This is a genomic window from Methylosarcina fibrata AML-C10, assembly GCF_000372865.1.
Lineage (GTDB): Bacteria > Pseudomonadota > Gammaproteobacteria > Methylococcales > Methylomonadaceae > Methylosarcina > Methylosarcina fibrata.
In genome coordinates this window covers 2,618,191-2,645,148 of the sequence record NZ_KB889965.1, presented here as the reverse complement: position 1 = coordinate 2,645,148, position 26,958 = coordinate 2,618,191, and the positions used below count along the sequence as shown (strand labels likewise).

The window sequence follows — 26,958 nt, the reverse complement described above, 5'->3', positions numbered from 1 at the left end:
GCGCAAGCCGATCTCAAATTGAAACGATCATGGTTAAAAACCCAGGAACAGGAAATAAACTGATGAAACTCAGCTTAAGTATTTTCACGCTTGCGTTAGCCGCGTTGAGCGTTTTAGAAGGGACGGTTTCGGAGGCGCGGACGCTCAAAGCCTCGAAGCCGTTGCACACATTAGACCGTACGGTCTTGCCCATTCCCGAACCAAAGCAGGTTGCCATCAAGGAAATCGACGTGCGCAAAGCCAGGGCGCCGGCACGTTTCGAGGTCAAAGCCCCGCAAGGCGCGCCCAACGTCGTGCTCGTGCTCATTGACGACATGGGCTTCGGGCAGCCGAGTACTTTCGGCGGCGGCATTACGATGCCGACGCTGGATCGGCTGGCGGCCGGCGGTTTGCGCTACAACAACATGCACGTCACCGCGTTGTGTTCGCCGACCCGGGCGGCTCTGCTCACCGGACGCAACCATCACAGCAACAATACCGGCGCAGTCCAGGACGTCGCCACGGCATTTCCCGGCAATACCGGCGTTCGGCCGAACAGCGTGGCGCCGCTCGCCGAGATGCTGCGCCTCAACGGCTACAACACCGCCGCGTTCGGCAAGTGGCATCTGACGCCGTTATGGGAAACCAGCGTTTCCGGACCGTTCGATCTTTGGCCGACCGGTTCCGGTTTCGAAAAGTTTTACGGCTTTCTGGGCGGCGAGACCAACCAATGGTCGCCGTATATTTTCGACGGCACCGCGCGGGTCGAATTGCCGCACGATCCCAATTACAATTTTATGACCGACATGACCGACCGGGCCATAGCCTGGGTGCGCGCTCAACATTCGCTGACGCCGGACAAGCCGTTCTTCGTTTATTTCGCGCCGGGAGCGACGCATGCGCCGCACCACGTGCCGAAGGCATGGGCCGACAAGTACAAAGGCAAGTTCGACAGCGGTTGGGACCGATACCGCGAAGAGACGCTGGCCCGGCAAATCCGCCTCGGCGTCGTGCCGCCGGGGACCCGGTTGGCTCCGAAACCGGCGGCGATCAAGGACTGGGCCAATCTGGGTGCGGAAGAAAAACGGCTGTATGCCCGGCAGATGGAAGTGTTCGCCGGTTATGCCGAATATGCCGACCACGAAATCGGACGTTTGGCGCAGACGCTCGAAGCCATCGGCGCGATGGACAATACCGTGTTCGTCTATATCGCCGGCGACAACGGCGCCAGCGCCGAAGGCGGCATGACCGGCATATTCAACGAAATGTTTTTTTTCAACGGCATGCCGGCGACGGTTGCCGAGCAGTTGCCGCTGATCGACAAATGGGGCGGACCGGAATCTTATCCGCATTTCGCCGCCGGTTGGGCGGTCGCGGGCAATGCGCCGTTTGCCTGGACTAAACAGATGGCGGCCGATTACGGCGGCACCCAAAACGGCATGGTGGTGCATTGGCCCCAAGGCATCCGAACCAAAGGCGAACTGCGTACGCAGTGGCACCACGTCGTCGACATCGCGCCGACGGTGCTCGAACTGGCCGGCCTGCCGGCGCCGAAAAGCGTCAACGGCATCGTTCAGCATCCGTTCGAGGGCGTCAGTCTTGCTTATACGCTGAACGACGCCAAAGCCCCAAGCCGGCATCGTACGCAGTACTTCGAAATTGCCGGCAACCGGGCCATCTATCAGGACGGCTGGCTGGCACGCACCGTGCACCGCGGGCCGTGGGAGCGGCAGCCGCGTGCTCCGCTGGAACAGGACAAATGGGAGCTGTTCGATACCCGCAGCGACTTCAGCCTGGCCACCGATCTGGCGGCCGGGCAGCCGGCCAGGCTGAAGTCCTTGCAGGCGCTGTTCCTGAAGGAAGCGGTCAAATACAACGTGCTGCCTCTGGACGACCGCAGCATCGAGCGCCTCGTGCCGTCGGTGGCCGGGCGGCCCGACCTGATGGCCGGACGCACTTCATTGACGCTGTACGAAGGCATGACCGGCATGATGGAAAATGCTTTCATCGACGTCAAAAACCGTTCGATGACCGTTACCGCCGAGCTCGAAATACCGGAAGGCGGCGCGAACGGGGCCATTCTGGCGCAAGGCGGCCGTTTCGGTGGCTGGTCCTTGTATATGAAGAACGGCAAGCCCGCCTATGCGTACAACCTGGTCGGCAGGGAACGTACCACTATCGCTTCGGCGCAGTCTCTCCCGGCGGGCAGGGCGACGATTGCGCTCGACTTCGCTTATGAAGGAGGCGGTCTTGGAAAAGGCGGATTCGCGACGCTTTCGGTCAACGGACAAAAGGTCGCACAAGCGCCTGTCCCGCGCACAACGCCGTTCATCTTTTCGGCCGACGAGGGCGCCGACGTCGGCATGGATCGGGATACGCCGGTGACCGAGGACTACCAGCAGGATGACAACACGTTTACCGGAAAAATCGTCAAGATAACGATTGAAACCAAGCCGTCGCAGAGCGTGGCTCCTCCCCGGCAGGCTTTAAAAGATGCCAGCTTGAAGAAATAAGCGAGAAAACATTTAACAAGAGGAAAAAACCATGAAAACTTACCGAATACTGCCTTTCTGCCTTGTAAGCGCCTTATTGGCGTCTTGCTCCGCCGTTCAGTCGGGCTCGGACGAATTCAAATCGATGGCGGTCGATCCGGCGCCCGATGCCGGTTTTATCGAACATCCCGAACGCCAGAGCAAGCATTCGGATCTGCCGTTTCAAAAAGTCTGGATCAAGCCCGGCTCCAGTCTGAGCGCTTACCGGGCGCTGGTAGTCGCGCCGGTTGATACGCACTATATGATGGAAATGGATTGGCTGCACAAGATGAGCTCGGTGAACGTCCTCAGCGACGTCAAGGAAGATATTGCAGAGCTGGCGCAATACTTTCGAGGCCAGGTGATTAAAAATTTCAAGGAAGACCCGCATCATCGCTTTCAGGTCGTCGAGGTCTCCGGGCAACCGGTGGGGCCGGCCGTGCGTCTGGAATTGGCGCTGATCGAAATCGACCCGTCGCAGCCGGTTCTGCATGCATTGAGTTGGGCCGGTCCTCCCGGAACCGGCACCGCCGCGGGGATGATCAATCAACGCCGGGCCGCTTTCGAAGGCCGTTTGCGCGATCTGCAAACCCGAGAAATCATTGCCACCTTTGCCGACCGCGACATGGCGGATGCCGGTCCGCTCGATCTGACCCGCCTTACCTGGTATGGGCCCGCCAAGGGCATCCTGGACCGGTGGGCGGAACAGTTCGTGCAGATCGCCAACCGCGATCCGGGCGAAGCGGTGAACGATCCCGTGCCATTCACGCTGAAACCTTTCTAGCCGAGCTGTCCGGATGTTTATATAAAAATCTTTCTGACGGCAAGTTTTATGGCGGCTGAAATCCTTATAATAAGGAACTTGGCTTCAGCCCGACACTCCATCGTGAGAAGGGTCGTCATTCAGAGGATTTTTGTCAACTATGAATCAACTTGCCGTTGCCGATTTACGGGCCGCAATCAACCGGTCTTACTTAACCGACGAAAAAGTCATCGTCAATGAATTATTGCGGAACATCGGGACTTACGATCCGCTCGGGGCCGGCGAGCTGGCCGGAACGCTGGTGACGGCGGTCCGGGCGAAAAGCCACCGGAACACCGCCATCGAAGCGTTTCTGCACGAATATCAGCTCAACTCCCGGGAAGGCGTGGTTTTGATGGGCATCGCCGAAGCCCTACTGCGTATTCCGGACAGCCGGACCCAGGATTTGTTTCTGCAGGAAAAACTGACCGGCGCCGACTGGAACAGGCACCTGCTGCAGAGCGATTCGTTGCTGGTGCATTTCACCAATAAGGCCCTGTCGTTCACCAGCGAATTCGAACATCGCCTGTTGTCGAAGGAGCACTGGCTGCCGGTTTTCGAAGAAGCGTTGTCGCGCCTGGGCGCCCCGTTGATCCGTACCGCGGTCAAGCAGGCCATGCGCTATCTGGCGCAGCAGTTTGTCTTTGCGGATGCGATGCCCGAAGCTTTACAGATCAGCGAAGAGTTTCCGGAGGAGCGTTTTTCCTTCGATATGCTGGGCGAAGCGGCGGTCACCGCGGCCGATGCCGAGCGTTATTATCAGGCCTATCGTCATGCCGTAAGAACGCTGGCGGAACGGGAGAACTTGGCCGATCCTCAACTGAATCCGGGAATTTCGATTAAATTATCGGCGTTGTGCCCGCGCTACGAGCCGTTGCAGCACCGACGGGCTGTCGGGGAACTATCCGAAAAATTGCGGGCGCTGGCCAGGGAAGCCCGAGCCGCCGGAATACCGATGACCGTCGACGCGGAGGAATCGGAGCGGCTGGACATGTCGCTCGACGTTTTTGCCGCCGTTTTTTCCCACCCCGATCTAAAAGGTTGGCCGGGGCTGGGTCTGGCGGTTCAGGCCTATCAAAAAAGAGCCTTGCCGGTTCTCCGCTGGCTGGCCGCTCTGGCCGCATCGCACCGATGCCGGGTGCCGGTGCGGCTGGTCAAAGGCGCCTATTGGGACAGCGAAATCAAGCGGGCTCAGGAAAACGGCCTGGCAGGCTATCCCGTTTTTACTCATAAATCGATGACCGACGTTTCCTATCTGGCGTGCGCGCATTACTTGTTGTCGAAAACCTCGGAGTTTTATCCCCAGTTCGCGACCCACAATGCGCATACCGTGGCGGCGATCCTGCAAGCCGGCAAGCATCATCCGGGCTACGAGTTTCAGCGGCTGCACGGCATGGGCGAGCGTCTTTACCGCGAAGTCATGGCCGTAAGCGAGCGGAAGATTCCCTGCCGCGTTTACGCGCCGGTCGGCGATTACCGGGAGTTGTTGCCTTATCTGGTTCGGCGCTTGCTGGAAAACGGCGCGAACACGTCGTTCATCAATCAGATCGACCATCCCGAATGGAGCGTGGCCGAATTGGTCCGTGATCCGGTCGAAACGGTCAAAAGCCTGCCGAAGACGCCGCAAATCGTCCTGCCGAAGGATTTGTACGGAGAGCGGCGGCCGAATTCCCATGGGGTCAATCTGGCCGATCCGTTTCAGTTGCGACAGTTGCAACAAGAGCTCGATGCCCTGGCCGGGACACAATGGACCGCGATGCCGAGCGGAAGGAAGCCGCTGCAAGCCGGAGCAGGACGGCCGGTCGTCAATCCCTGCGATAACCGCCTGACCGTCGGCAGCGTAGGCATGGCCGAGCCGGCCGATGTCGAACGGGCGTTGGAGAAAGCATCTCATGCTTTCAACGACTGGCGGCTTTCTTCCGCCGCAACCCGCGCCGGCTGTTTGCGCAGGGCCGGCGATCTTCTGGAGCAGCATCGGTCGGAGCTGGTTTCGTTATGCTGCCGCGAAGGCGGACGCACCCTTCGCGACGCTCTGGCGGAAGTCCGGGAGGCGGTCGATTATTGCCGCTATTATGCGCAATCCGCCGAGGAGCTCTTCGCCGAACCCATGCTATTGCCGGGACCGACCGGGGAGGAAAACCGGCTTTATTACTACGGCAGAGGCGTTTTTGTTTGCATCAGCCCGTGGAACTTTCCCATCGCCATTTTCATCGGCCAGATGACCGCGGCATTGGCCGCCGGCAATACGGTGATCGCCAAGCCGGCCAGCCAGACCGTATTGACCGCGATGCTCTGCGTCAGGCTGCTGCACCAGGCCGGCATCCCCGAACCGGTTTTACAGTTTGTACCGGCCGAAGGCCGCCTGAGCGGCGATCTGCTGGTGGCCGACCCACGAGTGGCCGGCATCGCCTTTACCGGTTCGACGGATACCGCGCAATGGATCCATCGGCGGCTGGCGCAGCAGCATCCGATGTTGATTCCTTTGATCGCGGAAACCGGCGGCCAGAATGTAATGATCGCCGACAGCTCGGCCTTGCCGGAGCAATTGGTGCAGGACGTCGTCGCCTCGACATTCAACAGCGCCGGTCAGCGCTGTTCCGCCTTGCGGGTTCTGTTCGTGCAGCAGGACATTGCCGATAAAATAATCGGCATGCTGATCGGCGCGATGCAGGAGCTTGCGCTCGGCGATCCCGGCCGGTATGCGACCGACGTCGGTCCGGTGATAGACCGTGCCGCCCTGAAGCCCCTGGCGGAGCATGTGGAGAAAATGCGGGAGCAGGCGAGGATGCTGTATCAATTGCCGTTGACGGAGGCGTTAAGCTACGGCAGTTTTTTTCCGCCTACCTTAATTGAAATAGCCTCGTTGTCGCAGTTGACCCATGAAGTTTTCGGGCCGATCCTGCACGTGATCCGCTATCGGGGCCCGGAACTGGACCGGGTCATTGCCGCGATTAACGAGACCGGTTACGGCCTGACGCTGGGCATTCACAGCCGGATCGAGGCCACTGTCCGGGCGATCAGACAGGGAGTCAGAGTCGGCAATATTTACGTCAACCGGAACATGATCGGCGCCGTCGTCGGCGTCCAGCCGTTCGGTGGCATGGGATTGTCCGGCACGGGACCCAAGGCCGGCGGCCCCGATTATCTTCGGCGCTTCGCCGTCGAGCAAACCGTGGCGACCAATACCGCGGCTGTCGGCGGTAATGCCGGTCTGCTTGCTCAGGATTTGCGCTGATTTAATCGGCGGTTTGCGCCTCTGTTTTTGTTCGAGCCGGTTTTGACCGGCAGGCTCAAGAAACCCGGAAGGCGCTTCGTCAATAGGAAGGAGGCAACAGAGGTTCAATCCCTTCAAAGGTCACTTCCGGATGATGCTTGATGATCGATTTCTTGACCGATTCGATCTTTTCTTTGGCAACATCCAGGAGTATCAGGATTTCACCCTGTTCGATCGCATCTTCGAATTTTTTCAGCCGGGTATTGCCGGCATTCATGCCGATCAATCCGCCCATCAGGGAGCCGATCGTTGCCCCGGCCATGATTACGCCTAAAAGCGGGCCGCCGCCCAGAGCAAACCCGGCAAACCGCAAAGCCACCATGCCCGCCAGTAATCCGGACGTGCCGCCCAGCGCAGCCCCTCGTTCGAGCGCCGGAAGAAAATCGGTTTTTATCGATACTCCGGCTTCCGGAATATCTTCCATCGGCGTGTCTCTTTGGGCGAGTATGTGAATATGGCGGTCTTCCATGCCTTCCTTACGAAGTTCGTCGACAATTTTACGGGTGGTCTCAATGTCGGGAACCAAAAAATAAATTCTTTTCATGATGTGCTCCTTTTCGGAAAGCCTGCTGAATGAGCGGCAAAAAAATGATTTCGATGGTCTTGAAAGCAGGCTTGAAAATTTCAATATGAGACACTTTAAAATGAAATTGGTTTAAATTGGCTTGGCAGAGTAACAAGAAGATCGGTCGGAAAGGGGGTGTCCGCCATCGCCCGAATGTCTGTTCTTGCGGTACAATAGGCCTGTCTCGGTTCAATCCCCGGTTTTGTCGTGCTTCTGCCGAATTCTCAGAATAATCTGGCTCCCTTCGATGGCGAGTTGTACTTAATCAAACAGTTTTACCGGCCGCCCGAGTCCGACCGGTGGTTCGAAAGGCTGAAAACGACTTTGCCGTGGCAGGAAGAAACCCTATGGATTTTCGGGAAATGCTGCAAAGTGCCCAGGCTGACATGCTGGTACGGCGATCCGGACGCGCATTACCGTTACTCGGGCGTCGATCACCGGCCGAATCCGTGGACGGAAGATCTTCTGGCGATCAAGCAGGAAATAGAAAGCGCGGTCTCATGGCGTTTCAATAGCGTTCTCGCCAATTTGTATCGCGACGGCAAAGACTCGATGGGCTTTCATGCGGACAATGAAAAGGAACTGGGGCAAAATCCGGTGATTGCTTCCTTGAGCCTCGGCGAAGAGCGCCTGTTCAAACTGCGGCATCAGAAACGCAAGGAAATGCTGGCGATCCGTCTCGGTCACGGCGACTTGCTGTTGATGGCGGGCGTGTTGCAGCATCATTGGCTGCATTCGCTGCCGAAAACCGCGCAAGCGACCGGCCCCAGAATCAACCTGACTTTCCGGAAAATAATCGTTGCGTAGTTTCAAGAACGGACGCTTGCCCGCCCTTGCCGAATCCTTTCCATCTTTGCCTGAAACCAGGCACGACGACTGTTACCGGCTTTTTATCTACGCGGCGCTGCCTTGTGAAGCCAAGCCTCTGACCGAACATTTCAAGCTTCGGAAAGAAACGGCGGTCAAGCCGTTCGACGTCCATGTGCGCCCGCCCGTCTGTCTGACGGTGACGGGACTCGGACCTTGCGCGATGGCGGCCGGAGTCGCCTATTCGCAAGCTTTATACGGAGGGGCTGAAAATCCCGTCCTGATCAACGTCGGCATCGCCGGGCATCAACATCATGCCGTGGGCAGCCTGTTTTTGATCGACAAGATTCTCGATGCCGGCAGCGGCCGATGTTTTTATCCGCCTCTGGCGTTTTCGCCGCCGTGCGCTACCGGCTCGATTCGAACGGCGCCGAAACCCCAACTGGCCTACGATCATGCGGATCTTTGCGACATGGAAGCGGCCGCATTTTACGAGACGGCGATACGGTTTACTTCAGCCGAACTGGTGCAATGCCTGAAGATTATTTCCGACAATCGCTCGCATCCCTCCGACCGGATCACGCCGCAAGCCGTTTCCGCTCTGATCGCCGCTCATCTCGGCGCAATTGAAACGGTATCGGCAAAGTTGCTCCGATTGGCCGCGTCGATTACTTTCCCCGAGTCCCGGCTAATGGCCGAATTGACGAGCCGCTACCATTTTACTGCGAATGAGCGGATCCAGCTTAGAAAACAGTTGCAGCGATGGGCTTGCCTGACCGGCGGCCAGGCTCTCGATATCGACTGGAGCGGCTTGACGAAAGGAAAAGACGTGCTGCAACGCCTGCGCCAACGGATCGACAATCTGGAATTCCGCTTGTAACGCAAAGGCAAAAATTAAAAGAGGCCGATCTGTTTGGTGACGGCGACGCGGCCAATATACGCCAGACAACCGAGAGCGCCGGCAAAAGCCAGCCATTTCATCGGACCTTGCCGGCGCATGGTAATCGCGCCGAAGCCGATATAGCCGAACAAGCCGATCAGTTTGGCGATGAGCCAACCGTAGGGCCTCGACAACCAGTGGCCGTGAAACACCAGGACGAGGCCGCTGATCAGTAACAGCGTATCGATGATATGAGGCGCGATTCTGGCCGTTTTGAGTTTAAGGAGATGGGGATGGGTTTCGCTCAGGATCACTCGGACGATAAAACCGGACACGGCCAGCAATACGAAGCTAAGGTGAAGAATTTTGAGCATGTGGAATCTTGGATGAAATGGAGCCGGGCAGCGTTGAGGATCATCATTATAATGCCATTGCCGAAGCTTGGAGCGAAGAGAATCGCCCATGAGGCAGTCAGGGCAAGTTTCCGATTCCGTCCAAAGGCTTCCGATGCGAGAGAAATTGAACCCCGGAGGAGTCGCTGCCGGTCGAACGTTTTCGAATAAATTAGAATTATTGGATCCCACCGGCTTCGGGCGATAGCATGACGATTTTATTAACCAGGTTCGAAATATGAAAATAAGCACTGAAATACTCCGGCTGCATGAGGACATGCGGCAATGGCGCAGGCATTTGCACCGGTTTCCGGAAACCGCTTTCGAGGAGACCGGCACCGCTCAATTCATTGCCGATAAACTGGCCGGGTTCGGGCTGGAACCTCATCGAGGGCTGGGTAAAACCGGCGTGGTCGCCAGTTTGAAAGTGGGGGAGGGCGGTAAAAAGATCGTTTTGCGCGCCGATATGGATGCGCTGTTCATCGAAGAGCGGAACGATCTCCCTTATAAATCCCGCCATGCCGGCAAGATGCACGCCTGCGGCCATGACGGGCATTCGGCCATGCTGTTGGGCGCCGCGAAATACCTCGCCGATCACCGCAACTTTAACGGCACCGTCCATTTCATTTTTCAGCCCGCCGAAGAAGGCCGCGCCGGCGCCCGGCAGATGATCGAGGACGGCCTGTTCGAGTTATTTCCCACAGACTGCGTGTTCGGCTTGCACAATTTTCCGGACGTCCCGGCAGGGCAGTTTGCGGTCAGACCGGGACCCATGATGGCGGCGTTCGACTGTTTTGAAATCCGCGTGCAAGGCTGCGCGACCCATGCTGCGATGCCTCATCTGGGCAATGACGTCATCGTCGCTGCGGCGCAAATGGTCAATGCCTTGCAAACCATCGTCAGCCGTACGGTCGATCCGGTCGATTCGGCGGTGGTCAGCGTGACCCAGATCCATGCCGGCAACACCTGGAATGCGATTCCCGACGAGGCGGTAATCCGGGGCACTTTCCGTTGTTTCAAAAGCTCGGTGCAAGAGGCGATTAGCGAGAAGCTGCGCGTTCTGATCAAAGGGATCGGCGAAGGCCTGGGCGTCACCTCGGAAATCGTTTTCAATCCGGAAAATCCGGGTTATCCCGTGACTTTCAACAGCGAAGCGGAAACGGAGCTGGCGTTGAAAGCCGCCTTGGCCGTGGCCGGAGCCGAGGGCGTCAACCGCGCTCCTGCGCCCTGCATGGGATCGGAGGATTTTGCGTTCATGTTGCAGGAAAAACCCGGCTGCTATCTCTGGATCGGCAACGGCGCCTCGAATAACAACTGTTTGCTGCATAACCCTCACTACGATTTCAACGACGACATTCTGCCGGTGGGCGTCGCCTATTGGGTCAAGCTGGTGGAACTGGTGCTGGGTAAGGCTTGAGAGGCTTTAGCCCGGATTCGACGGCAACGAATGCTCTTTTTTCATAAAGTTTTCATATTGCCGGATTATTCTACATCCTGTCGATAACTTGATCCGGGCCGAAAAAGCTTTCCTTACAGAGTCTATGGAACTGTCTCTGCTCACGCTGAATTTACACACCTATCAACAGCATCCTTGTCATTGCCCCTTTGAGACAATGCATCGGCACGAGCGCGAAGTGCAGATCATCGCCGAAGCGATCGCGCATTTGAAAATCGACGTCGTGTGTTTCCAGGAAGTCGGCGAATACCTGCACGATCCGGTCACTCTGCCTTACGGCGAATCGCCGTCGAACATGGCTTTCCGGATTTGCCGGCAGTTACGCCATTGGGGGCTTTGGTATCATGTCCATCAGGACTGGAGCCATGTCGGTTTTTACCGCTGGCGGGAAGGCACGGCGATCCTCAGCCGGTATCCGATGCGGCACAATTATTCGGCCTATGTGTCTCATGATCACCGGAAAGACAATTACATGTCCAGGAACGTCACCGTTTCCTGCATCGACGTGCCAAGGTTCGGTTTGCTGCATGTCGCGAACGTGCATCTGAGCTGGGCGCATCACGGTTTTTACGAAGAATTCGAGAATTTGAAACGCTTGATCCACTCGCGCTTGCAGTTCGGCGTCCGGGGCGACATCATCGCCGGCGATTTCAATGCGCCGGCCGGCGAGCAGGCCTATCATCACGTCGTGGGCCACGGCGAATACGTGGATCAATTCCACGAACTGCACCCGCACCGCTTTTACGAACCCAGTTATCGTGGTCAAATCGACGGCTGGAGAAATTACCCACCCAGCCGGATCGATTACATTTTCAAGCGCAACGGCCACCCGATGAGGATTCAATCCATGGACGTCGTCTTTAACGACTGTTTTTATCCTACCGTCTCCGATCATTTCGGCTATCTGGCGAGATACCGGCTTTATTAAACCGGTCGGGCTCCCGCCCACCGCGACCTGTCAAGTCTTTAATCTCTCGGCCGCTTATTTTTTCCGCTCGAACAGCATGTGCGCCATTTTTTTGGCTTTGGTTTTCAGGTAATCCAGGTTGTCGTTATGAGCGGCGGCAACAATCGGAATCCGGTCCACGACGTCGACGCCGAGCTTTTTCAATCCATCGATTTTTTTGGGATTGTTGGTGATCAGTCTGACCGATTTGACTTTCAGGTTTTCCAGAATCAGCGCGGCGATGTCGTATTCCCGTTCGTCGGCAAGATGTCCGAGGTGAATGTTGGCGTCGACCGTGTCCATGCCGGCATCCTGAAGATTGTAGGCCTGCAGTTTTTTGAGCAAACCGATGCCGCGGCCTTCCTGGCGAAGATAAATCAGCACGCCGAATCCCGAATCCTTGATCATTTGCATCGCCATGTCCAGTTGTTCGCCGCAATCGCAGCGTCTGGAGCCCAGCACGTCGCCGGTAAAGCATTCCGAATGGATGCGCACAGGCACCCGATCGCGTCCTTCCACCTGACCCATAACCAGCGCAACGTGTTCTTTTTTATCCAGATTGTTGCTGTAATAATGCAGGATGAATTCGCCGTGTCGAGTCGGTATCGGTGTCTGTACTAAATTTTTTACTTGTGGAGGCACGTCAATCATTAATCCAAAAAAAACATTATATTCTAACCAATTCTGTATTTCAGGTTAAAAAAGGTTTTTTCGCCCGCCTCTTTTCGGTTATTTTCTGATTTCGATCAACTTGATGATGTCGCTGCTGCGCTCGTCGACTCGAACCGAACTGAACCCGCAGGAGCGCGCCGTTTTGACCGTATTTCTATTGATATTGGCGCCGACCAGGCCGACTACGAGCGGATTGATGAAATTCATCACCGAAGCGATGAGAGGGTTGGCGCTTATAACATGTTCCAGCAGTACTATCTGGCCGCCCGGCTTGCACACCCGATACAGTTCTTTGAGGCCTTTCGACGGCAAAGGCACCGAACAAAAAACGAACGAGGCGATGACGGTATCGAAACTGTTGCTGGCATAAGCCAGGGATTGCACGTCCATCAAATCCAGGTCGACGGCGATGTTTTTGCGTTCTTTTTTACGCTTTGCCTGTTCCAGCATTTGCTCGCTGAAGTCGATCGCGGTGATTCGGGCCTGCGGCGGATAGTAATCAAAATTCTTGCCCGTGCCGACGCCGACTTCGAGAACATGATGGCCATCCACTTTTTCCCATAATTTCTTCCGCCAGTTTCTGAAAAACAGACCCTCCATGACGGCTTCGATCCCTTCAAAATACGGTGCGATCCGGTTGTAACGTTTTTTTATCGTTGCGCTGTCGGCTTTCATAGGCTTCAGGATGAATCAGGATGACGCATCTTACTGTGCCTGGCTGATTGCCATCAACCTGAATTTCGAACGGCGCGGCTTGTTAGTGAACGATCTGCGTTGGCTTTGCTTGAGCAAGTGGATGCGCACGCGTTGGATTGACGGATCTTATCCCGCTCCGGTTAAAATCCACCATCGCTTTCGGTTTATTTGAACCAATGGCTTTAGCTCCGTTCTCTTCGTTGATTTCCGTATCGTCCGAGCCGCCTGATTTTACTGATGTCGTTGATGGTTGGCTCATTGGCTCGATATTTGCTTATTGCTTGATAAAGTTTGGCTGGGTACGGTATCCGTCGTTCTATTGACGGGCCGGCATAGAAAAAATCGGACTTGGACTTTATTTGTTTGTCGATAGCGAGGTATCGCCCTTATGATCCACAGGATTGCTTTTACCCTATTTTCAGTTTTACTGTTTTCCGTATTTTCGGCGCAAGCCAGGCAGATCGGTCTTTCCGAGGTGCCGGCCTCGGTCATTGACGGCATAAAATCCAGCCATCCCGATGCCGAAAATATCGTGATTGATCGAAAACTGCATTTTCGAACCCCGTTGTATCAGGTAAAGTTTAAAACAGGCGCTCAGCAAAATTTCGCATTGTTTGACCTGCGGGGGAGGCCGTTCGGCCAGGAAAAAAGGATCGATCCTCGGCAGTTGCCGACGGCTGTCAGCAAAAAGCTCGAGAGAGCGTTTGGTGCATACACCCTACTGAATAGCCTCATCCTGGAACATCCCGACGGGCGCGTTGAATATGAGGTCAACCTCAAAGAAAACGGCGTTAACTGGGCTGTGGCGATGAGCCCCGGCGGTAATATTCTGACCAAGAATCCTCTGGAAGTCTGATTCCCGTTTTCTCTCCGCCAGGATAGCCGCAGTTAGGAAAAGGAAAAACAAATACGAGGCAAGAAAAATTATTATCCGCCTTACCCTGAAATTTCTCGCAAAAGGGTATTTTCCTGCCTTGACACGTTAGCTTCTTGCTCATCTATCCGATGACGACCGCCCGGTTTTTATTCCGGATCCATTCGCTCCAGGAGCCGGCGTAGAGCCTGGAGCCGCTGAGACCGGCGCGCTCCATCGCCAGTAAATTATGACAGGCGGTGACGCCGGAGCCGCACATGTGGACGGTGTTTTCGGCGGGGTGATTGTTAAGGATCCGCTTGAATTGTCGCCGAAGCTCCTCGGGCGGCAAAAACAGGCCGCGGCTGTCCAGATTGGATTGGTACGGACGGTTCAAGGCGCCGGGTATGTGGCCCGCGACCGGATCGATCGGTTCTTGTTCGCCCCGGAAGCGTTCCGGAGTTCGGGCATCGATCAGTCGGATGGTCTTTGCGGCCAATTGGTCGCGCACTTGCGCCGCACTCAGCCAGTTTTTCTCATTCAGATACATCCGGAAGACGACCGGCTTTGTTATCGGAAGGGCGGTTGTGAGAGGATGGCCCAGGCGCTGCCAGTGATTGAAGCCGCCGTCCAGAACCGCTGCGTTTTCATGCCCCATGCAGCGCAATAGCCACCAAAGGCGTCCTGCAAAGGCGCCGCCGGCATCGTCGTAAACGACCAACTGACTCCTGTTGCCGACGCCCCAGAACCCGAGCTTCCGGGTCAGCAGCGAAAAGTCGGGCAATGGATGGCGGCCGGTATAACCGGTGACGGGAGAGGAAAGATCCTTGTTCAAATGCGCGTACCGTGCATTGGGAATATGGCCTTTGCGATAACTTCGGGCGCCGGCGTCGGCATCGGCCAGAGAAAAACGGCAGTCCAGAAGGACCCAGTCCGGATGGGTCAAGTTTTGGAGAAGATGTTCTGCCGAAATAAGGGTCGTGTAACTCATGATGTCATACCGTTAAAATGATTTTGCCTGTGTGTTGGCTGCTTTCCATTAGGACATGGGCTTTCGCCGCCTCCGTCAGCGGAAAGGTGGCATGAATGACGGGCTTGACCAGCCCGTATTCCAATAAAGGCCATACGTGTTCGTAGAGGTTTTTGGCGATTTTCGCTTTGAATGCGGTTTCTCTGGCGCGCAAGGTCGAGCCGGTCAGGACAAGCCGTTTTTGCATGACCGGCACCAGGTTAATTTCGGCTTTCGCGCCGTGTTGCACGGCGATCTGCACCAGCCGGCCTTCGGGAGCCAGACACTTGAGATTGCGCGGCAAATAATCGCCGCCGATCATGTCCAGAATGACGTCGACGCCACGGCCGGTCGTGAGCCGTTCGATTTCCTGGACAAAATCCCGCTCCCGGTAATGGATGGCGGCGTCCGCGCCCAGTTCCGTGCAGAATCGGCATTTTTCGGCAGTTCCGGCGGTCACGAATACTTTGGCGTCAAATGCTTTGGCCAGTTGTATTGCGGTCGTGCCGATGCCGCTGGCGCCGCCGTGAACGAGCAGGGTTTCTCCGGCGGCAAGATCGGCTCGGTCGAACACGTTGCTCCATACGGTAAAAAATGTCTCGGGCAGGGCGGCCGCCTGAACGAAAGTCAACCCGTTCGGTATCGGCAAGCATACCGATGCCGGAGCCGTGCAATATTCGGCATAGCCGCCGCCGGTCACCAGGGCGCAGACTTTGTTGCCCATCGATACATTGTTTACCTGTTCTCCCAGCGCGGCAACGGTACCCGCTATTTCAAGTCCCGGTATGTCGGAGGCGCCGGCGGGAGGAGGGTACTGCCCCCGGCGCTGCATGACGTCGGGCCGGTTAACTCCCGCGGCGGCAATTTTAATCAGAACTTCATCCTCGGCAGGTGAAGGGATTGACCGCTCGGTCGGTTTTAAAACTTGCGGTTCACCGGCTTCGGTTATTTCTATAGCGATCATGCTTTCAATCTCCTGCAAGGGGAATGCATTTTTCCAATAATCTCTAAAACAATAATACCTGGATGTTTTCCGGTAAAGAAAAATGATTAAAAACTGAGTCAGGATACGGGTATGATATGACTTTGTCATTATTGAGGCTCAAGGAAAAACAGATGATTCGTGCAGGCATTGTTGGCGGCACCGGTTACACGGGAGTCGAACTCTTGCGGATTTTGGCTTTACATGAGGAAGTGGAGGTAGCGGTCGTGACCTCGCGTGCCGATGCCGGTTCGCGGGTGGATGCGGTTTATCCCGGTTTGCGAGGATACGTCGAAGCGACTTTCAGTGCGCCGGACGTGGCTATTCTGGCCGAATGCGACGTGGTTTTTTTTGCGACGCCGAACGGTACGGCGATGGGGATGGCGGAGCAATTGCTGGCAAGAGGCGTTAAAATCATTGATTTGTCGGCCGATTTCAGGATCAAGGATGCCGGTGAGTGGAGCCGATGGTACGGCATGGAGCACGCTTGCCCGGACTTGATCGCCGAAGCGATCTACGGCTTGCCGGAAGTGAATCGTGAGGCGATCAAAACGGCCCGGCTGATCGCCTGCCCCGGTTGTTATCCGACCTCGGTCCAGTTGGGTTTCTTGCCCTTGATCGAAAACGATCTGATCGACAGCGATCACTTGATTGCCGACGTAAAATCGGGCGTCAGCGGGGCCGGACGGAAAGCGGAGCTGGCAACCCTGATGAGCGAATGCGGTGAAAGCTTCAAAGCCTATGCCGTCGGTGGGCACCGCCATCTGCCGGAGATCAGTCAAGGGCTTAAGGCGGCCGCCGGAAAGGCCGTGGGCTTGACCTTCGTGCCGCATTTGACGCCGATGATTCGCGGCATTCACGCCACGCTCTACGGGCAATTGAAAACCTCCGTCGACGATTTACAGTCCCTGTACGAGCAACGCTACCGCGACGAACTGTTTGTCGATGTGCTGCCTTCCGGATCCCATCCCGATACCCGCAACGTTCGAGGCAGCAACAACTGCCAGATTGCGCTCTACCGGCCGCAGGGCGGGCGCACGGTCGTCGTCTTGTCGGTGATAGACAATCTGGTCAAGGGTGCGGCCGGTCAGGCGGTGCAGAATATGAACCTGATGTTTGGTTTTAACGAAGAGACCGGTTTAAAAACCGTGGCGCTTTATCCATAATTCTTGACTATTTCAGTAGGTATAGTCATAATTTGGTCCTATTTTACTTCGAGAATTTGAGTTTATGGCTGATCCAATCATTTTTACAGACAGTGCGGCCGCCAAGGTAAGCGAGCTGATCGCCGAAGAAGGAAACGATAATCTGAAACTGAGGGTTTATGTCACCGGCGGCGGCTGCTCGGGCTTTCAGTACGGTTTTACCTTCGACGAAGAAATCAATGAAGACGATACACGTGTGGTTAACGGCGGCGTAACGGTCTTGATCGATTCAATGAGCATTCAGTATCTGCAAGGGGCCGAAGTCGATTACAAGGAAGACGTTTCCGGAGCTCAGTTTGTTATCCGAAACCCGAATGCCACTACCACGTGCGGATGCGGGTCTTCTTTTTCGGCATAATGGAGAGTAAAGCGAGAGGGCGATTTTTTCCGGATTTTCAGCAATAATCGCCGCTCGAGTCTTTTTACTTAAACGGATTGTTTTAAAAAAGAGAGCCGGCCGGAGCATGCCACGATGAGGCTGGTTTAATCGGTGTTGCTCAGGTTCCTGGCCAGTAAACTGTTTGCTTTCGCCTGATACAGTTGAGCCAGATAGGGTTGGGTTTGGGATTTGAAATCGGCCATCAGATCCTTGTCGATAGGGATTGAAGGGGCATGATGCAACGATTCCGGGTTACGGTGCACTCCGTCAATCCGGAATTCGTAATGCAGATGCGGACCGGTTGCGAGGCCGGTCTGTCCTACATAACCGATGATATCCCCCTGTCTGACCGCATCGCCGTCTTTCAAGCCCTTCTTGAAGCCGGAAAGATGAGCGTATAGCGTTTCGTAATGTTCCCCGTGCTGAATGATCAGCACCTGACCGTAGCCGCCTTTGCGGCCGCGGAAACTTACGATGCCGTCTCCTGCCGATTTTACCGGTGTTCCGGTTCGTGCGGCATAATCGACTCCTTTATGAGCACGGATGCGGTTCAGTACCGGATGTCTTCGGTGGATGTCGAAATGAGAGCTGATGCGCGCATAATCGACCGGCGCGCTCAAAAAAGCTTTTTGCATGCTTTTTCCTTCCGGCGTGTAATAGCTCACGATGCCGTTGGGATCTTTATAGCGAACCGCAGTATAAACTTTTCCGTTGGTCATGAATTCGGCGGAAATAATTTGACCTCGATCCTTGTTTCTATACGTAGAACGCCCTTCTTTATAGATTACGGTGAATTGATCGCCGGGTTGAAGAGTGGACGCAAAATCGATATCCCAGGCGAAGATCCGGGTGAGTTCTTCGATCAGCTCGTCCGATAATCCGGCTTTATGGGCCGCCTCGCTAAAAGAACTCTCGATGACGCCGTAGGTGCTGTTGAAATGCAGGGACGATTCGAAGACGGTCGTATTTTCGGTTGAGTTGTATTTTCTATCGGGAAGAATGATCGAATGAATGCGATTCTGATCGGAAGTTGTCTGCGATCCCTGACTGTCCCGGCTGATTTCGGTAATAGGATAAAGCTGGGTTGACAGTTTCGTATAATTAACTTCTTGCGTAACCGGCCTTCTTTGAAGAAGATCGGTTTCAGTGGGTTGCACGGGAGATTTATCGGCGATCAAATTTCGTTTCCGCCCGAACGATTGATGGCCGCCTTTCCGGCGTGCCGACAATTTGGCGCGCTTGGTGGAGCTTGTCGAGTGTTTTTTAATGCTATGATGAGCGGACTTGGCGTCGCTATTCGTTGCGGCCAGGGCCAGTCCCAAGCTAATCAAAAAAGGCGCATAAAACTTGACTTTCACAATAAATAAGATAAGTAATTGTTTTAATTGATTTAACTTTTTCCATATTTACTCTAGGAGCGGATTATACGGCTATTCCGCTTACTATTTCAATTATATGCCAGATAAAAATGTTTATAATAAACAGTTAGGCAATAACTTCAAATAATAATTCATTTGTATATATCATTTTTGACTGGAGACAAACTTTGCAAGAAAGCGTATTGGCGGATCTGTTAAGAGGTACGGATGAAGTTTTAGTCGAACAAGAGTTGGTCAAAAAGCTCGAGGAAGGGCGTCCTCTTCGAATCAAGGCCGGCTTCGATCCTACTGCGCCGGATTTGCATTTGGGGCACACCGTACTGATCAATAAGCTGAAACAGTTTCAGAATCTCGGGCACGAAGTCTTGTTTTTGATCGGCGATTTTACCGGAATGATCGGCGACCCGACCGGAAAAAATGCGACGCGTAAGCCGTTGACTCGAGATGAAGTGATCGAGAATGCAAAAACTTATGAGCAGCAGATATTCAAAATTCTCGATCCGGAGAAAACGCTGGTCATGTTCAATTCGAGCTGGATGAACGCCATGTCTCCGGTCGATCTGATTCAACTGGCGGCAAAATATACCGTTGCCCGCATGCTCGAGCGGGACGATTTCAGCAAGCGTTACAAGAGCGGTCAGCCGATCGCCATACACGAGTTTCTTTATCCGCTGATTCAGGGCTACGACTCGGTGGCTATGAAAGCGGATGTCGAATTGGGTGGGACCGACCAGAAATTCAACTTGTTGGTGGGGCGGCATCTGCAGGAAATTTTTGGGCAAAAGCCGCAGGTCGTCATCACGATGCCGATTCTGGAAGGATTGGACGGCGTGCAGAAAATGTCCAAATCGCTCAATAACTATATAGGGATCACCGACTCGCCCGATGAAATGTTCGGCAAGATCATGTCCATCTCGGATGGTTTGATGTGGCGCTATTTCGAACTACTGAGTTTCCGTCCGATGACCGAGGTTCGGCAATGGATGCAGGAATGCGAATTGGGCGCGAATCCGAGGGATTATAAAGTCAAGTTAGCTCAGGAAATCATTGAAAGATTTCATGATGCTCAGGCCGCTCGTGCGGCGCTGGAAAGTTTTGAAGCGCGCTTTCAGCGCGGAGAAATGCCTGAAAAAATCGAAGAGAAGGAATTGACTGTCGTTTCGGGGCAAAATGGAATTGCCAGCATTCTAAAAAATGCAGGATTAACCAGCAGTACGTCAGAAGCAATACGCATGATCAATCAGGGTGCTGTAAAGATCGATGGCGAAAGAATAGCCGATGCCAAACTTGAGATTCCTGCCGGAACGGAGCATGTTTATCAGGTGGGAAAGAGGCGATTCATGCGGATAAAAATTAAAAGTTGATTGTCTGGCGGATTCGCGTATAATGCGCATCTTTCTTCTGGCGGTGAGCTGGGAGGGGTCAGGGAGGCCGAAGAAAGAGGCAGGGAGGTCTTGACAGGGATTTTGGGTTGGTTATAATAGCCGGCTCGACAGGAGGTTGAAGGAATTGGAAGCCTTCAAGGAAGGCGAAAAAAGTCGACGGGGTGGTTGACAAAATGAAATGGCGGGTTATAATAGGCGGCTCGCTTCTCCTCTCCTGAAGAGGTTTTCGGAGAGAGGCGATAAATGAAAAAAGTCTTGACATATTGCAAAAGGTCTTTATAATAGTCGGACTCAACGGGGTGAAAACCTCACGCTCTTTAACAAAACGATCAAAATAATTTGTGTGGGTGCTTGTGATGAATGTCGGAGCAGTTGAAAAACATTCGACACAAGAACTTACGTTAATTCAAGTCATTTACGTTTGATTCTGACGTCGAGCCAAGATTGGTCACTGATCTTATTTAGTGGCAACAAAGATTGAACTGAAGAGTTTGATCATGGCTCAGATTGAACGCTGGCGGTATGCTTAACACATGCAAGTCGAACGGTAACAGGCCTTCGGGCGCTGACGAGTGGCGGACGGGTGCGTAACGCGTAGGAATCTGCCTGGTAGTGGGGGACAACTTGGGGAAACTCAAGCTAATACCGCATACGCCCTACGGGGGAAAGCGGGGGACCTTCGGGCCTCGCGCTATCAGATGAGCCTGCGTTGGATTAGCTAGTTGGTAGGGTAAAGGCCTACCAAGGCGACGATCCATAGCTGGTCTGAGAGGACGATCAGCCACACTGGGACTGAGACACGGCCCAGACTCCTACGGGAGGCAGCAGTGGGGAATATTGGACAATGGGCGCAAGCCTGATCCAGCAATACCGCGTGTGTGAAGAAGGCCTGAGGGTTGTAAAGCACTTTTAATCGGGAGGAAAACCTGTCGGCCAATACCCGGCAGCTTGACATTACCGATAGAAAAAGCACCGGCTAACTCCGTGCCAGCAGCCGCGGTAATACGGAGGGTGCAAGCGTTAATCGGAATTACTGGGCGTAAAGCGTGCGTAGGCGGCCGTTTAAGTCAGATGTGAAAGCCCCGGGCTTAACCTGGGAACTGCATTTGATACTGGAGGGCTAGAGTTTAATAGAGGGGAGTGGAATTTCCGGTGTAGCGGTGAAATGCGTAGAGATCGGAAGGAACACCAGTGGCGAAGGCGACTCCCTGGATTAAAACTGACGCTGAGGTACGAAAGCGTGGGTAGCAAACAGGATTAGATACCCTGGTAGTCCACGCCGTAAACGATGTCAACTAGCCGTTGGTCTTATTGATAAGATTAGTGGCGCAGCTAACGCATTAAGTTGACCGCCTGGGGAGTACGGCCGCAAGGTTAAAACTCAAATGAATTGACGGGGGCCCGCACAAGCGGTGGAGCATGTGGTTTAATTCGATGCAACGCGAAGAACCTTACCACCCCTTGACATCCAGAGAATCTGTGAGAGATCGTAGAGTGCCTTCGGGAGCTCTGAGACAGGTGCTGCATGGCTGTCGTCAGCTCGTGTCGTGAGATGTTGGGTTAAGTCCCGTAACGAGCGCAACCCTTATCCTTAGTTGCCAACAGTTCGGCTGGGAACTCTAGGGAGACTGCCGGTGATAAACCGGAGGAAGGTGGGGACGACGTCAAGTCATCATGGCCCTTATGGGGTGGGCTACACACGTGCTACAATGGCCGGTACAGAGGGCAGCCAGCTCGCGAGAGTCAGCAAATCCCACAAAGCCGGTCCTAGTCCGGATTGCAGTCTGCAACTCGACTGCATGAAGTCGGAATCGCTAGTAATCGCGAATCAGAATGTCGCGGTGAATACGTTCCCGGGCCTTGTACACACCGCCCGTCACACCATGGGAGTGGGTTGCAAAAGAAGTAGGTAGTCTAACCTTCGGGAGGGCGCTTACCACTTTGTGATTCATGACTGGGGTGAAGTCGTAACAAGGTAGCCCTAGGGGAACCTGGGGCTGGATCACCTCCTTACAAAGACGCCCGACGCGTCATGAGCATCCACAACAAATTATTTTGATCTAAGAGAAATGAGCCTGGGCCTGTAGCTCAGTTGGTTAGAGCGCACCCCTGATAAGGGTGAGGTCGGAGGTTCAAGTCCTCCTAGGCCCACCATCTTTGCATGAACGCAAGCAAGTGCATGTAAAGACCGGAAGACGGGCTAGGGAACCTGGAATACTGGGGCCATAGCTCAGCTGGGAGAGCGCCTGCCTTGCACGCAGGAGGTCAGGAGTTCGATCCTCCTTGGCTCCACCATCAATTCCATAAGGTTTTGCGAAGGGTAACTTCGGATAAAAGACTTTATCGAATTGATGCAGAAACGTATCGATAGCTCTTTAACAAAGTGGAAATCTGTAACAAAGTCATGACGCCGTATCACTGCGGTGAAGTGACTGACGAGTTCGAGTGAACGGATACGGGGAAGCGTGTGGGATTCGTAAGGAATCTCGGCATGGGGAAGCCGTAGAAGGGAATACGAACCCGTTCTCAAGCAGAACAAGCGAAAATGTCAGCTGACTGATAACTTCAGACTTATTGGGGTTATATGGTCAAGTGAATAAGCGCATACGGTGGATGCCTAGGCAGTAAGAGGCGATGAAGGACGTTGTAGCATGCGAAAAGCCGCGGGGAGTTTGCAAACACACCCTGATCCGCGGATGTCCGAATGGGGAAACCCGGCTTGCATCAGCAAGTCATCCTGCACTGAATACATAGGTGCTGGAAGCGAACCCGGAGAACTGAAACATCTAAGTACCCGGAGGAAAAGAAATCAACCGAGATTCCCTTAGTAGCGGCGAGCGAACGGGGAGTAGCCCTTAAGCGTCGATTCGATTAGTGGAATGGTCTGGAAAGTCCAGCGATACCGGGTGATAGCCCCGTACACGAAAATGGGTTCGATGTGAAAACGAGTAGGTCGGAGCACGTGAAACTTTGACTGAAGATGGGGGGACCATCCTCCAAGGCTAAATACTCCTTACTGACCGATAGTGAACCAGTACCGTGAGGGAAAGGCGAAAAGAACCGAGGAGATCGGAGTGAAATAGATCCTGAAACCGTATGCGTACAAGCAGTGGAAGCCCCTTTGTGGGGTGACTGCGTACCTTTTGTATAATGGGTCAGCGACTTAATCTCAGTGGCAAGCTTAACCGAATAGGGGAGGCGTAGCGAAAGCGAGTCTGAACAGGGCGTTCAGTCGCTGGGATTAGACCCGAAACCGGGCGATCTATCCATGGCCAGGCTGAAGGTGAGGTAATACTTACTGGAGGGCCGAACCCACATCTGTTGAAAAAGATGGGGATGAGCTGTGGATTGGAGTGAAAGGCTAATCAAGCTCGGAGATAGCTGGTTCTCCTCGAAAGCTATTTAGGTAGCGCCTCGTGTATCACTGTTGGGGGTAGAGCACTGTTTCGGCTAGGGGGTCATCTCGACTTACCAACCCGATGCAAACTCCGAATACCAACAAGTGCGAGCACGGGAGACACACGGCGGGTGATAAGGTCCGTCGTGAAAAGGGAAACAGCCCAGACCGTCAGCTAAGGTCCCAAAATCACTGCTCAGTGGGAAACGATGTGAGAAGGCCCAGACAGCCAGGAGGTTGGCTTAGAAGCAGCCACCCTTTAAAGAAAGCGTAATAGCTCACTGGTCGAGTCGGCTTGCGCGGAAGATTTACCGGGGCTAAGCAGTGTACCGAAGCTACGGGTGCATCGTAAGATGCGCGGTAGAGGAGCGTTCCGTACGCCTGCGAAGGTCGATTGAGAAGTCGGCTGGAGGTATCGGAAGTGCGAATGCTGACATGAGTAACGATAATCAGGGTGAAAAACCCTGACGCCGAAAACCCAAGGTTTCCTGCGCAACGCTAATCGACGCAGGGTTAGTCGGTACCTAAGGCGAGGCCGAAAGGCGTAGTCGATGGAAAACAGGTTAATATTCCTGTACCGGTCGTAACTGCGATGGGGTGACGGAGAAGGCTAGGTTGGCTGCCTGTTGGAATAGGTAGTTTAAGCTGGTAGGGAGAGTGCTTAGGCAAATCCGGGCGCTCAATCCTGAGAAGTGATGACGAGTTGCTCCTCGGAGCGACGAAGTAATTGATGCCCTGCTTCCAAGAAAAACCTCTAAGCTTCAGGTTACGAGTGGCCGTACTCGAAACCGACACAGGTGGGTGGGATGAAAATTCTAAGGCGCTTGAGAGAACTCGGCTGAAGGAACTAGGCAAAATGGTACCGTAACTTCGGGATAAGGTACGCCTTTGTTAGGTGAAGTGACTTGCTCATGGAGCCGAGAAAGGTAGCATAAAATTGGTGGCTGCGACTGTTTAGCAAAAACATAGCACTCTGCAAACACGAAAGTGGACGTATAGGGTGTGACGCCTGCCCGGTGCTGGAAGGTTAATTGATGGGGTTAGCGTAAGCGAAGCTCTTGATCGAAGCCCCAGTAAACGGCGGCCGTAACTATAACGGTCCTAAGGTAGCGAAATTCCTTGTCGGGTAAGTTCCGACCTGCACGAATGGCGTAACGATGGCCACACTGTCTCCAGCCGAGACTCAGTGAAATTGAAATTGCTGTGAAGATGCAGTATACCCGCGGCTAGACGGAAAGACCCCGTGAACCTTTACTATAGCTTGACACTGGACTTTGAATCGACTTGTGTAGGATAGGTGGGAGGCTGTGAAGCCGGAGCGCCAGCTCTGGTGGAGCCAACCTTGAAATACCACCCTGGTTTATTTGAAGTTCTAACCTGGCCCCCTGATCGGGGGTGGGGACAGTGTCTGGTGGGTAGTTTGACTGGGGCGGTCTCCTCCCAAAGAGTAACGGAGGAGCACGAAGGTACCCTCAGCATGGTCGGAAATCATGCAATGAGTGCAATGGCATAAGGGTGCTTGACTGCGAGACGGACAGGTCGAGCAGGTACGAAAGTAGGTCATAGTGATCCGGTGGTTCTGAATGGAAGGGCCATCGCTCAACGGATAAAAGGTACTCCGGGGATAACAGGCTGATACCGCCCAAGAGTTCATATCGACGGCGGTGTTTGGCACCTCGATGTCGGCTCATCACATCCTGGGGCTGAAGCAGGTCCCAAGGGTATGGCTGTTCGCCATTTAAAGTGGTACGCGAGCTGGGTTCAGAACGTCGTGAGACAGTTCGGTCCCTATCTGCCGTGGGCGTTTGAGATTTGAGGGAAGCTGCTCCTAGTACGAGAGGACCGGAGTGGACGTTCCTCTGGTGTTCCGGTTGTCACGCCAGTGGCATGGCCGGGTAGCTATGAACGGACAGGATAACCGCTGAAAGCATCTAAGCGGGAAGCCCCTCCCAAGATGAGATCTCACTGGGACTTGAAGTCCCCTAAAGGGCCCTGGGAGACCACCAGGTTGATAGGCACGGTGTGGAAGCCCAGTAATGGGTGCAGCTAACGTGTACTAATTGCCCGTGAGGCTTGACCATATAACACCCAATCGGTTTGGGTGGACTGAAGAAGACACCTTCAGGAACAGCTGACGCTTTGAAGCGAGAGAACCGACTGTTACAGATTTCCAAGGCCGGGCGAGAGCCCCGCCGAAGGTTGACCCGCATCGTCAACCGCACCCGTTTGCTTGGTGACCATAGCGAGCGTGAACCACCCGATCCCATCCCGAACTCGGAAGTGAAACCGCTTAGCGCCGATGATAGTGCGACAGGTTGTCGTGCGAAAGTAGGGAATCGCCAAGCGCTTAATCCCAAACCCAGAGAGCTCCCGCTCCCTGGGTTTTTTTTTCGCCTGAAAAAAAACCTTTAGGCGGCCCGGGTTTCGCCGCCGAGCAGGGTCAGAACCTCGCCGTTGATATAACTCGAGTCGCAATTGGAAGCAAAAAAGACAAACGCCGGCGCAACTTCTTCCGGTTGAGCTGGGCGCTTCATCAGTGTGCTCGCGCCGTGTTGTGCGACTTTTTCGGCCGGTTTGTCGGCGACGTTCAACGGCGTCCAGATCGGCCCCGGTGCCACGCAATTGACGCGAATGCCTTTTTCTACGAGATTCAGCGCCAGTGATTTGGTAAAAGCATGAATGGCGCCTTTGGTGGCAGCATAATCGATCAGGTGTCTGTTTCCTTCCAGACCGGTAATGGATCCACAATTAATAATGGCATCTCCATCATGCAAGTGCTCGAGCGCGGCCTTTGCCATACGGAAGTAACCGTAGATGTTGGTTTTGAAAGTTCTATCGAATTGCTCGTCCGAAATGTTTTCGACGGATTCCTGATTTTGCTGATAAGCCGCATTGTTGACCAGAACGTTCAGTTTGCCGAATTCCTGAACGACTCTGTCAACGGCATTTCGACAAAATTCCGGGTCAGTCACGTCCCCTGAAATCAGGAGGCAGCGTCGGCCTTCTTCTTCGACCTGCCGTTGCGTCTCTTCAGCGTCGATCCGTTCCTGCGGAAGAAAAGTAATTGCGGAATCCGCGCCTTCGCGTGCAAAAAGGATGGCAACAGCCCGGCCGATACCCGAATCTCCTCCCGTGATCAGCGCGACTTTATCTTTTAATTTATCGGCTCCTTTGTAATCACGTGCCAGATATTCCGGCCTGGGTGTCATTTTTGCTTCAATGCCCGGACGCTCCTGATGTTGAACGGGCATCGGGCTTTTCGGATATTTTTTACTTGGACTTTGCTCGCCAGCCGAACGGGCTTTATTTTCTATGGACATAATTCCCTCCTTATCTAGAAATGGAAATGCCGGGTAACTCTTCTTTAAA

20 protein-coding genes, 2 tRNA genes and 3 rRNA genes are annotated in these 26,958 nt (G+C 54.3%); 16 read left to right on the top strand and 9 right to left on the bottom strand.

Annotated features, from left to right (window positions below):
• Positions 1-62: 62 nt before the first annotated feature.
• The 3 genes from A3OW_RS0112470 (at position 63) to putA (ending at position 6,547) form a co-directional block, all read left to right on the top strand.
• Positions 63-2,492: an arylsulfatase gene (locus tag A3OW_RS0112470; protein ID WP_051091855.1), complete on the top strand. Its 2,430-nt coding sequence runs from the start codon at positions 63-65 to the stop codon at positions 2,490-2,492.
• Positions 2,493-2,523: 31 nt separating this feature from the next.
• On the top strand, positions 2,524-3,294 hold the full coding sequence (locus tag A3OW_RS0112465; protein ID WP_020563772.1) for a DUF3313 family protein: 771 nt from the start codon (positions 2,524-2,526) through the stop codon (positions 3,292-3,294).
• 139 nt (positions 3,295-3,433) lie between these two features.
• Positions 3,434-6,547, top strand: a complete 3,114-nt coding sequence (gene putA, locus A3OW_RS0112455) for a bifunctional proline dehydrogenase/L-glutamate gamma-semialdehyde dehydrogenase PutA (protein ID WP_020563770.1) — start codon at positions 3,434-3,436, stop codon at positions 6,545-6,547.
• A gap of 79 nt (positions 6,548-6,626) precedes the next feature.
• On the opposite strand, the gene A3OW_RS0112450 is transcribed toward putA, so the two are convergent.
• Positions 6,627-7,130, bottom strand: coding sequence for a hypothetical protein (locus tag A3OW_RS0112450; protein WP_020563769.1), 504 nt, complete (start codon positions 7,128-7,130; stop codon positions 6,627-6,629).
• Positions 7,131-7,406: 276 nt separating this feature from the next.
• On the opposite strand from A3OW_RS0112450, the gene A3OW_RS0112440 reads away from it, so the two are divergent.
• Both A3OW_RS0112440 and A3OW_RS0112435 read left to right on the top strand, forming a co-directional pair.
• On the top strand, positions 7,407-7,958 hold the full coding sequence (locus A3OW_RS0112440; protein WP_232422379.1) for an alpha-ketoglutarate-dependent dioxygenase AlkB family protein: 552 nt from the start codon (positions 7,407-7,409) through the stop codon (positions 7,956-7,958).
• The gene (locus A3OW_RS0112435; protein ID WP_020563766.1) at positions 7,951-8,838 is read left to right on the top strand and encodes a nucleoside phosphorylase-I family protein; all 888 of its coding nucleotides are present in this window, start codon (positions 7,951-7,953) and stop codon (positions 8,836-8,838) included. The genes A3OW_RS0112440 and A3OW_RS0112435 overlap by 8 nt, the downstream gene beginning before the upstream one ends.
• Positions 8,839-8,852: 14 nt before the next feature.
• Here the strand turns inward: A3OW_RS0112435 and A3OW_RS0112430 are convergent, their stop codons facing one another.
• Complete coding sequence (locus tag A3OW_RS0112430; protein WP_020563765.1) at positions 8,853-9,212, bottom strand: SirB2 family protein; 360 nt, start codon at positions 9,210-9,212, stop codon at positions 8,853-8,855.
• A 256-nt stretch (positions 9,213-9,468) separates the two neighbouring features.
• Between A3OW_RS0112430 and A3OW_RS0112425 the strand changes: the two genes are divergently transcribed.
• Both A3OW_RS0112425 and A3OW_RS0112420 read left to right on the top strand, forming a co-directional pair.
• Entirely contained in the window at positions 9,469-10,647 is a 1,179-nt protein-coding gene (locus A3OW_RS0112425; RefSeq protein WP_020563764.1) for a M20 aminoacylase family protein, read from the top strand.
• Between the two features lie 124 nt (positions 10,648-10,771).
• Positions 10,772-11,614: an endonuclease/exonuclease/phosphatase family protein gene (locus tag A3OW_RS0112420; RefSeq protein WP_020563763.1), complete on the top strand. Its 843-nt coding sequence runs from the start codon at positions 10,772-10,774 to the stop codon at positions 11,612-11,614.
• Between the two features lie 54 nt (positions 11,615-11,668).
• On the opposite strand, the gene ribA is transcribed toward A3OW_RS0112420, so the two are convergent.
• The 3 genes from ribA to A3OW_RS27875 all read right to left on the bottom strand — a co-directional run bounded on the left by ribA (position 11,669) and on the right by A3OW_RS27875 (position 13,259).
• On the bottom strand, positions 11,669-12,283 hold the full coding sequence (gene ribA, locus A3OW_RS0112415) for a GTP cyclohydrolase II (RefSeq protein ID WP_020563762.1): 615 nt from the start codon (positions 12,281-12,283) through the stop codon (positions 11,669-11,671).
• A gap of 78 nt (positions 12,284-12,361) precedes the next feature.
• Positions 12,362-12,979, bottom strand: coding sequence for a class I SAM-dependent methyltransferase (locus A3OW_RS0112410; RefSeq protein ID WP_020563761.1), 618 nt, complete (start codon positions 12,977-12,979; stop codon positions 12,362-12,364).
• An 82-nt stretch (positions 12,980-13,061) separates the two neighbouring features.
• On the bottom strand, positions 13,062-13,259 hold the full coding sequence (locus tag A3OW_RS27875; protein WP_157385884.1) for a hypothetical protein: 198 nt from the start codon (positions 13,257-13,259) through the stop codon (positions 13,062-13,064).
• Positions 13,260-13,475: 216 nt separating this feature from the next.
• Between A3OW_RS27875 and A3OW_RS0112400 the strand changes: the two genes are divergently transcribed.
• Positions 13,476-13,856 (top strand): hypothetical protein, encoded by a 381-nt coding sequence (locus A3OW_RS0112400; protein WP_157385883.1) that lies wholly within the window; start codon positions 13,476-13,478, stop codon positions 13,854-13,856.
• A gap of 142 nt (positions 13,857-13,998) precedes the next feature.
• On the opposite strand, the gene A3OW_RS0112395 is transcribed toward A3OW_RS0112400, so the two are convergent.
• Entirely contained in the window at positions 13,999-14,844 is an 846-nt protein-coding gene (locus tag A3OW_RS0112395) for a sulfurtransferase (RefSeq protein WP_020563758.1), read from the bottom strand.
• Positions 14,845-14,848: 4 nt separating this feature from the next.
• Complete coding sequence (locus A3OW_RS0112390; RefSeq protein WP_020563757.1) at positions 14,849-15,826, bottom strand: NAD(P)H-quinone oxidoreductase; 978 nt, start codon at positions 15,824-15,826, stop codon at positions 14,849-14,851.
• Positions 15,827-15,978: 152 nt separating this feature from the next.
• Between A3OW_RS0112390 and argC the strand changes: the two genes are divergently transcribed.
• Together argC and erpA are read left to right on the top strand one after the other, a co-directional pair.
• Complete coding sequence (gene argC, locus A3OW_RS0112385) at positions 15,979-17,010, top strand: N-acetyl-gamma-glutamyl-phosphate reductase (protein ID WP_026223550.1); 1,032 nt, start codon at positions 15,979-15,981, stop codon at positions 17,008-17,010.
• 64 nt (positions 17,011-17,074) lie between these two features.
• Positions 17,075-17,407, top strand: coding sequence for an iron-sulfur cluster insertion protein ErpA (erpA, locus tag A3OW_RS0112380; RefSeq protein ID WP_020563755.1), 333 nt, complete (start codon positions 17,075-17,077; stop codon positions 17,405-17,407).
• 125 nt (positions 17,408-17,532) lie between these two features.
• Here erpA and A3OW_RS0112375 read toward each other — a convergent pair whose 3' ends face one another.
• The gene (locus A3OW_RS0112375; RefSeq protein WP_232422378.1) at positions 17,533-18,759 is read right to left on the bottom strand and encodes a peptidoglycan DD-metalloendopeptidase family protein; all 1,227 of its coding nucleotides are present in this window, start codon (positions 18,757-18,759) and stop codon (positions 17,533-17,535) included.
• 215 nt (positions 18,760-18,974) lie between these two features.
• Between A3OW_RS0112375 and tyrS the strand changes: the two genes are divergently transcribed.
• From tyrS to rrf, 6 genes are all read left to right on the top strand, one after another.
• A complete protein-coding gene (gene tyrS, locus A3OW_RS0112370) occupies positions 18,975-20,171 on the top strand; it encodes a tyrosine--tRNA ligase (RefSeq protein WP_020563753.1) in 1,197 nt (398 codons plus the stop codon).
• A 500-nt stretch (positions 20,172-20,671) separates the two neighbouring features.
• Positions 20,672-22,205: ribosomal RNA gene (locus tag A3OW_RS0112365) — 16S ribosomal RNA — on the top strand.
• 64 nt (positions 22,206-22,269) lie between these two features.
• Positions 22,270-22,346 (top strand) — tRNA-Ile (locus tag A3OW_RS0112360).
• A 65-nt stretch (positions 22,347-22,411) separates the two neighbouring features.
• Positions 22,412-22,487: transfer RNA gene (locus A3OW_RS0112355), tRNA-Ala, on the top strand.
• Positions 22,488-22,778: 291 nt separating this feature from the next.
• Positions 22,779-25,670 (top strand): 23S ribosomal RNA (locus tag A3OW_RS0112350).
• Positions 25,671-25,818: 148 nt separating this feature from the next.
• Positions 25,819-25,934, top strand: a 5S ribosomal RNA gene (gene rrf, locus A3OW_RS0112345).
• Together the 16S, 23S and 5S rRNA genes with 2 tRNA genes alongside form the textbook arrangement of a ribosomal RNA operon.
• Positions 25,935-25,997: 63 nt before the next feature.
• Here rrf and A3OW_RS0112340 read toward each other — a convergent pair.
• A complete protein-coding gene (locus A3OW_RS0112340) occupies positions 25,998-26,909 on the bottom strand; it encodes an SDR family oxidoreductase (protein ID WP_020563752.1) in 912 nt (303 codons plus the stop codon).
• Positions 26,910-26,958 lie beyond the last annotated feature (49 nt).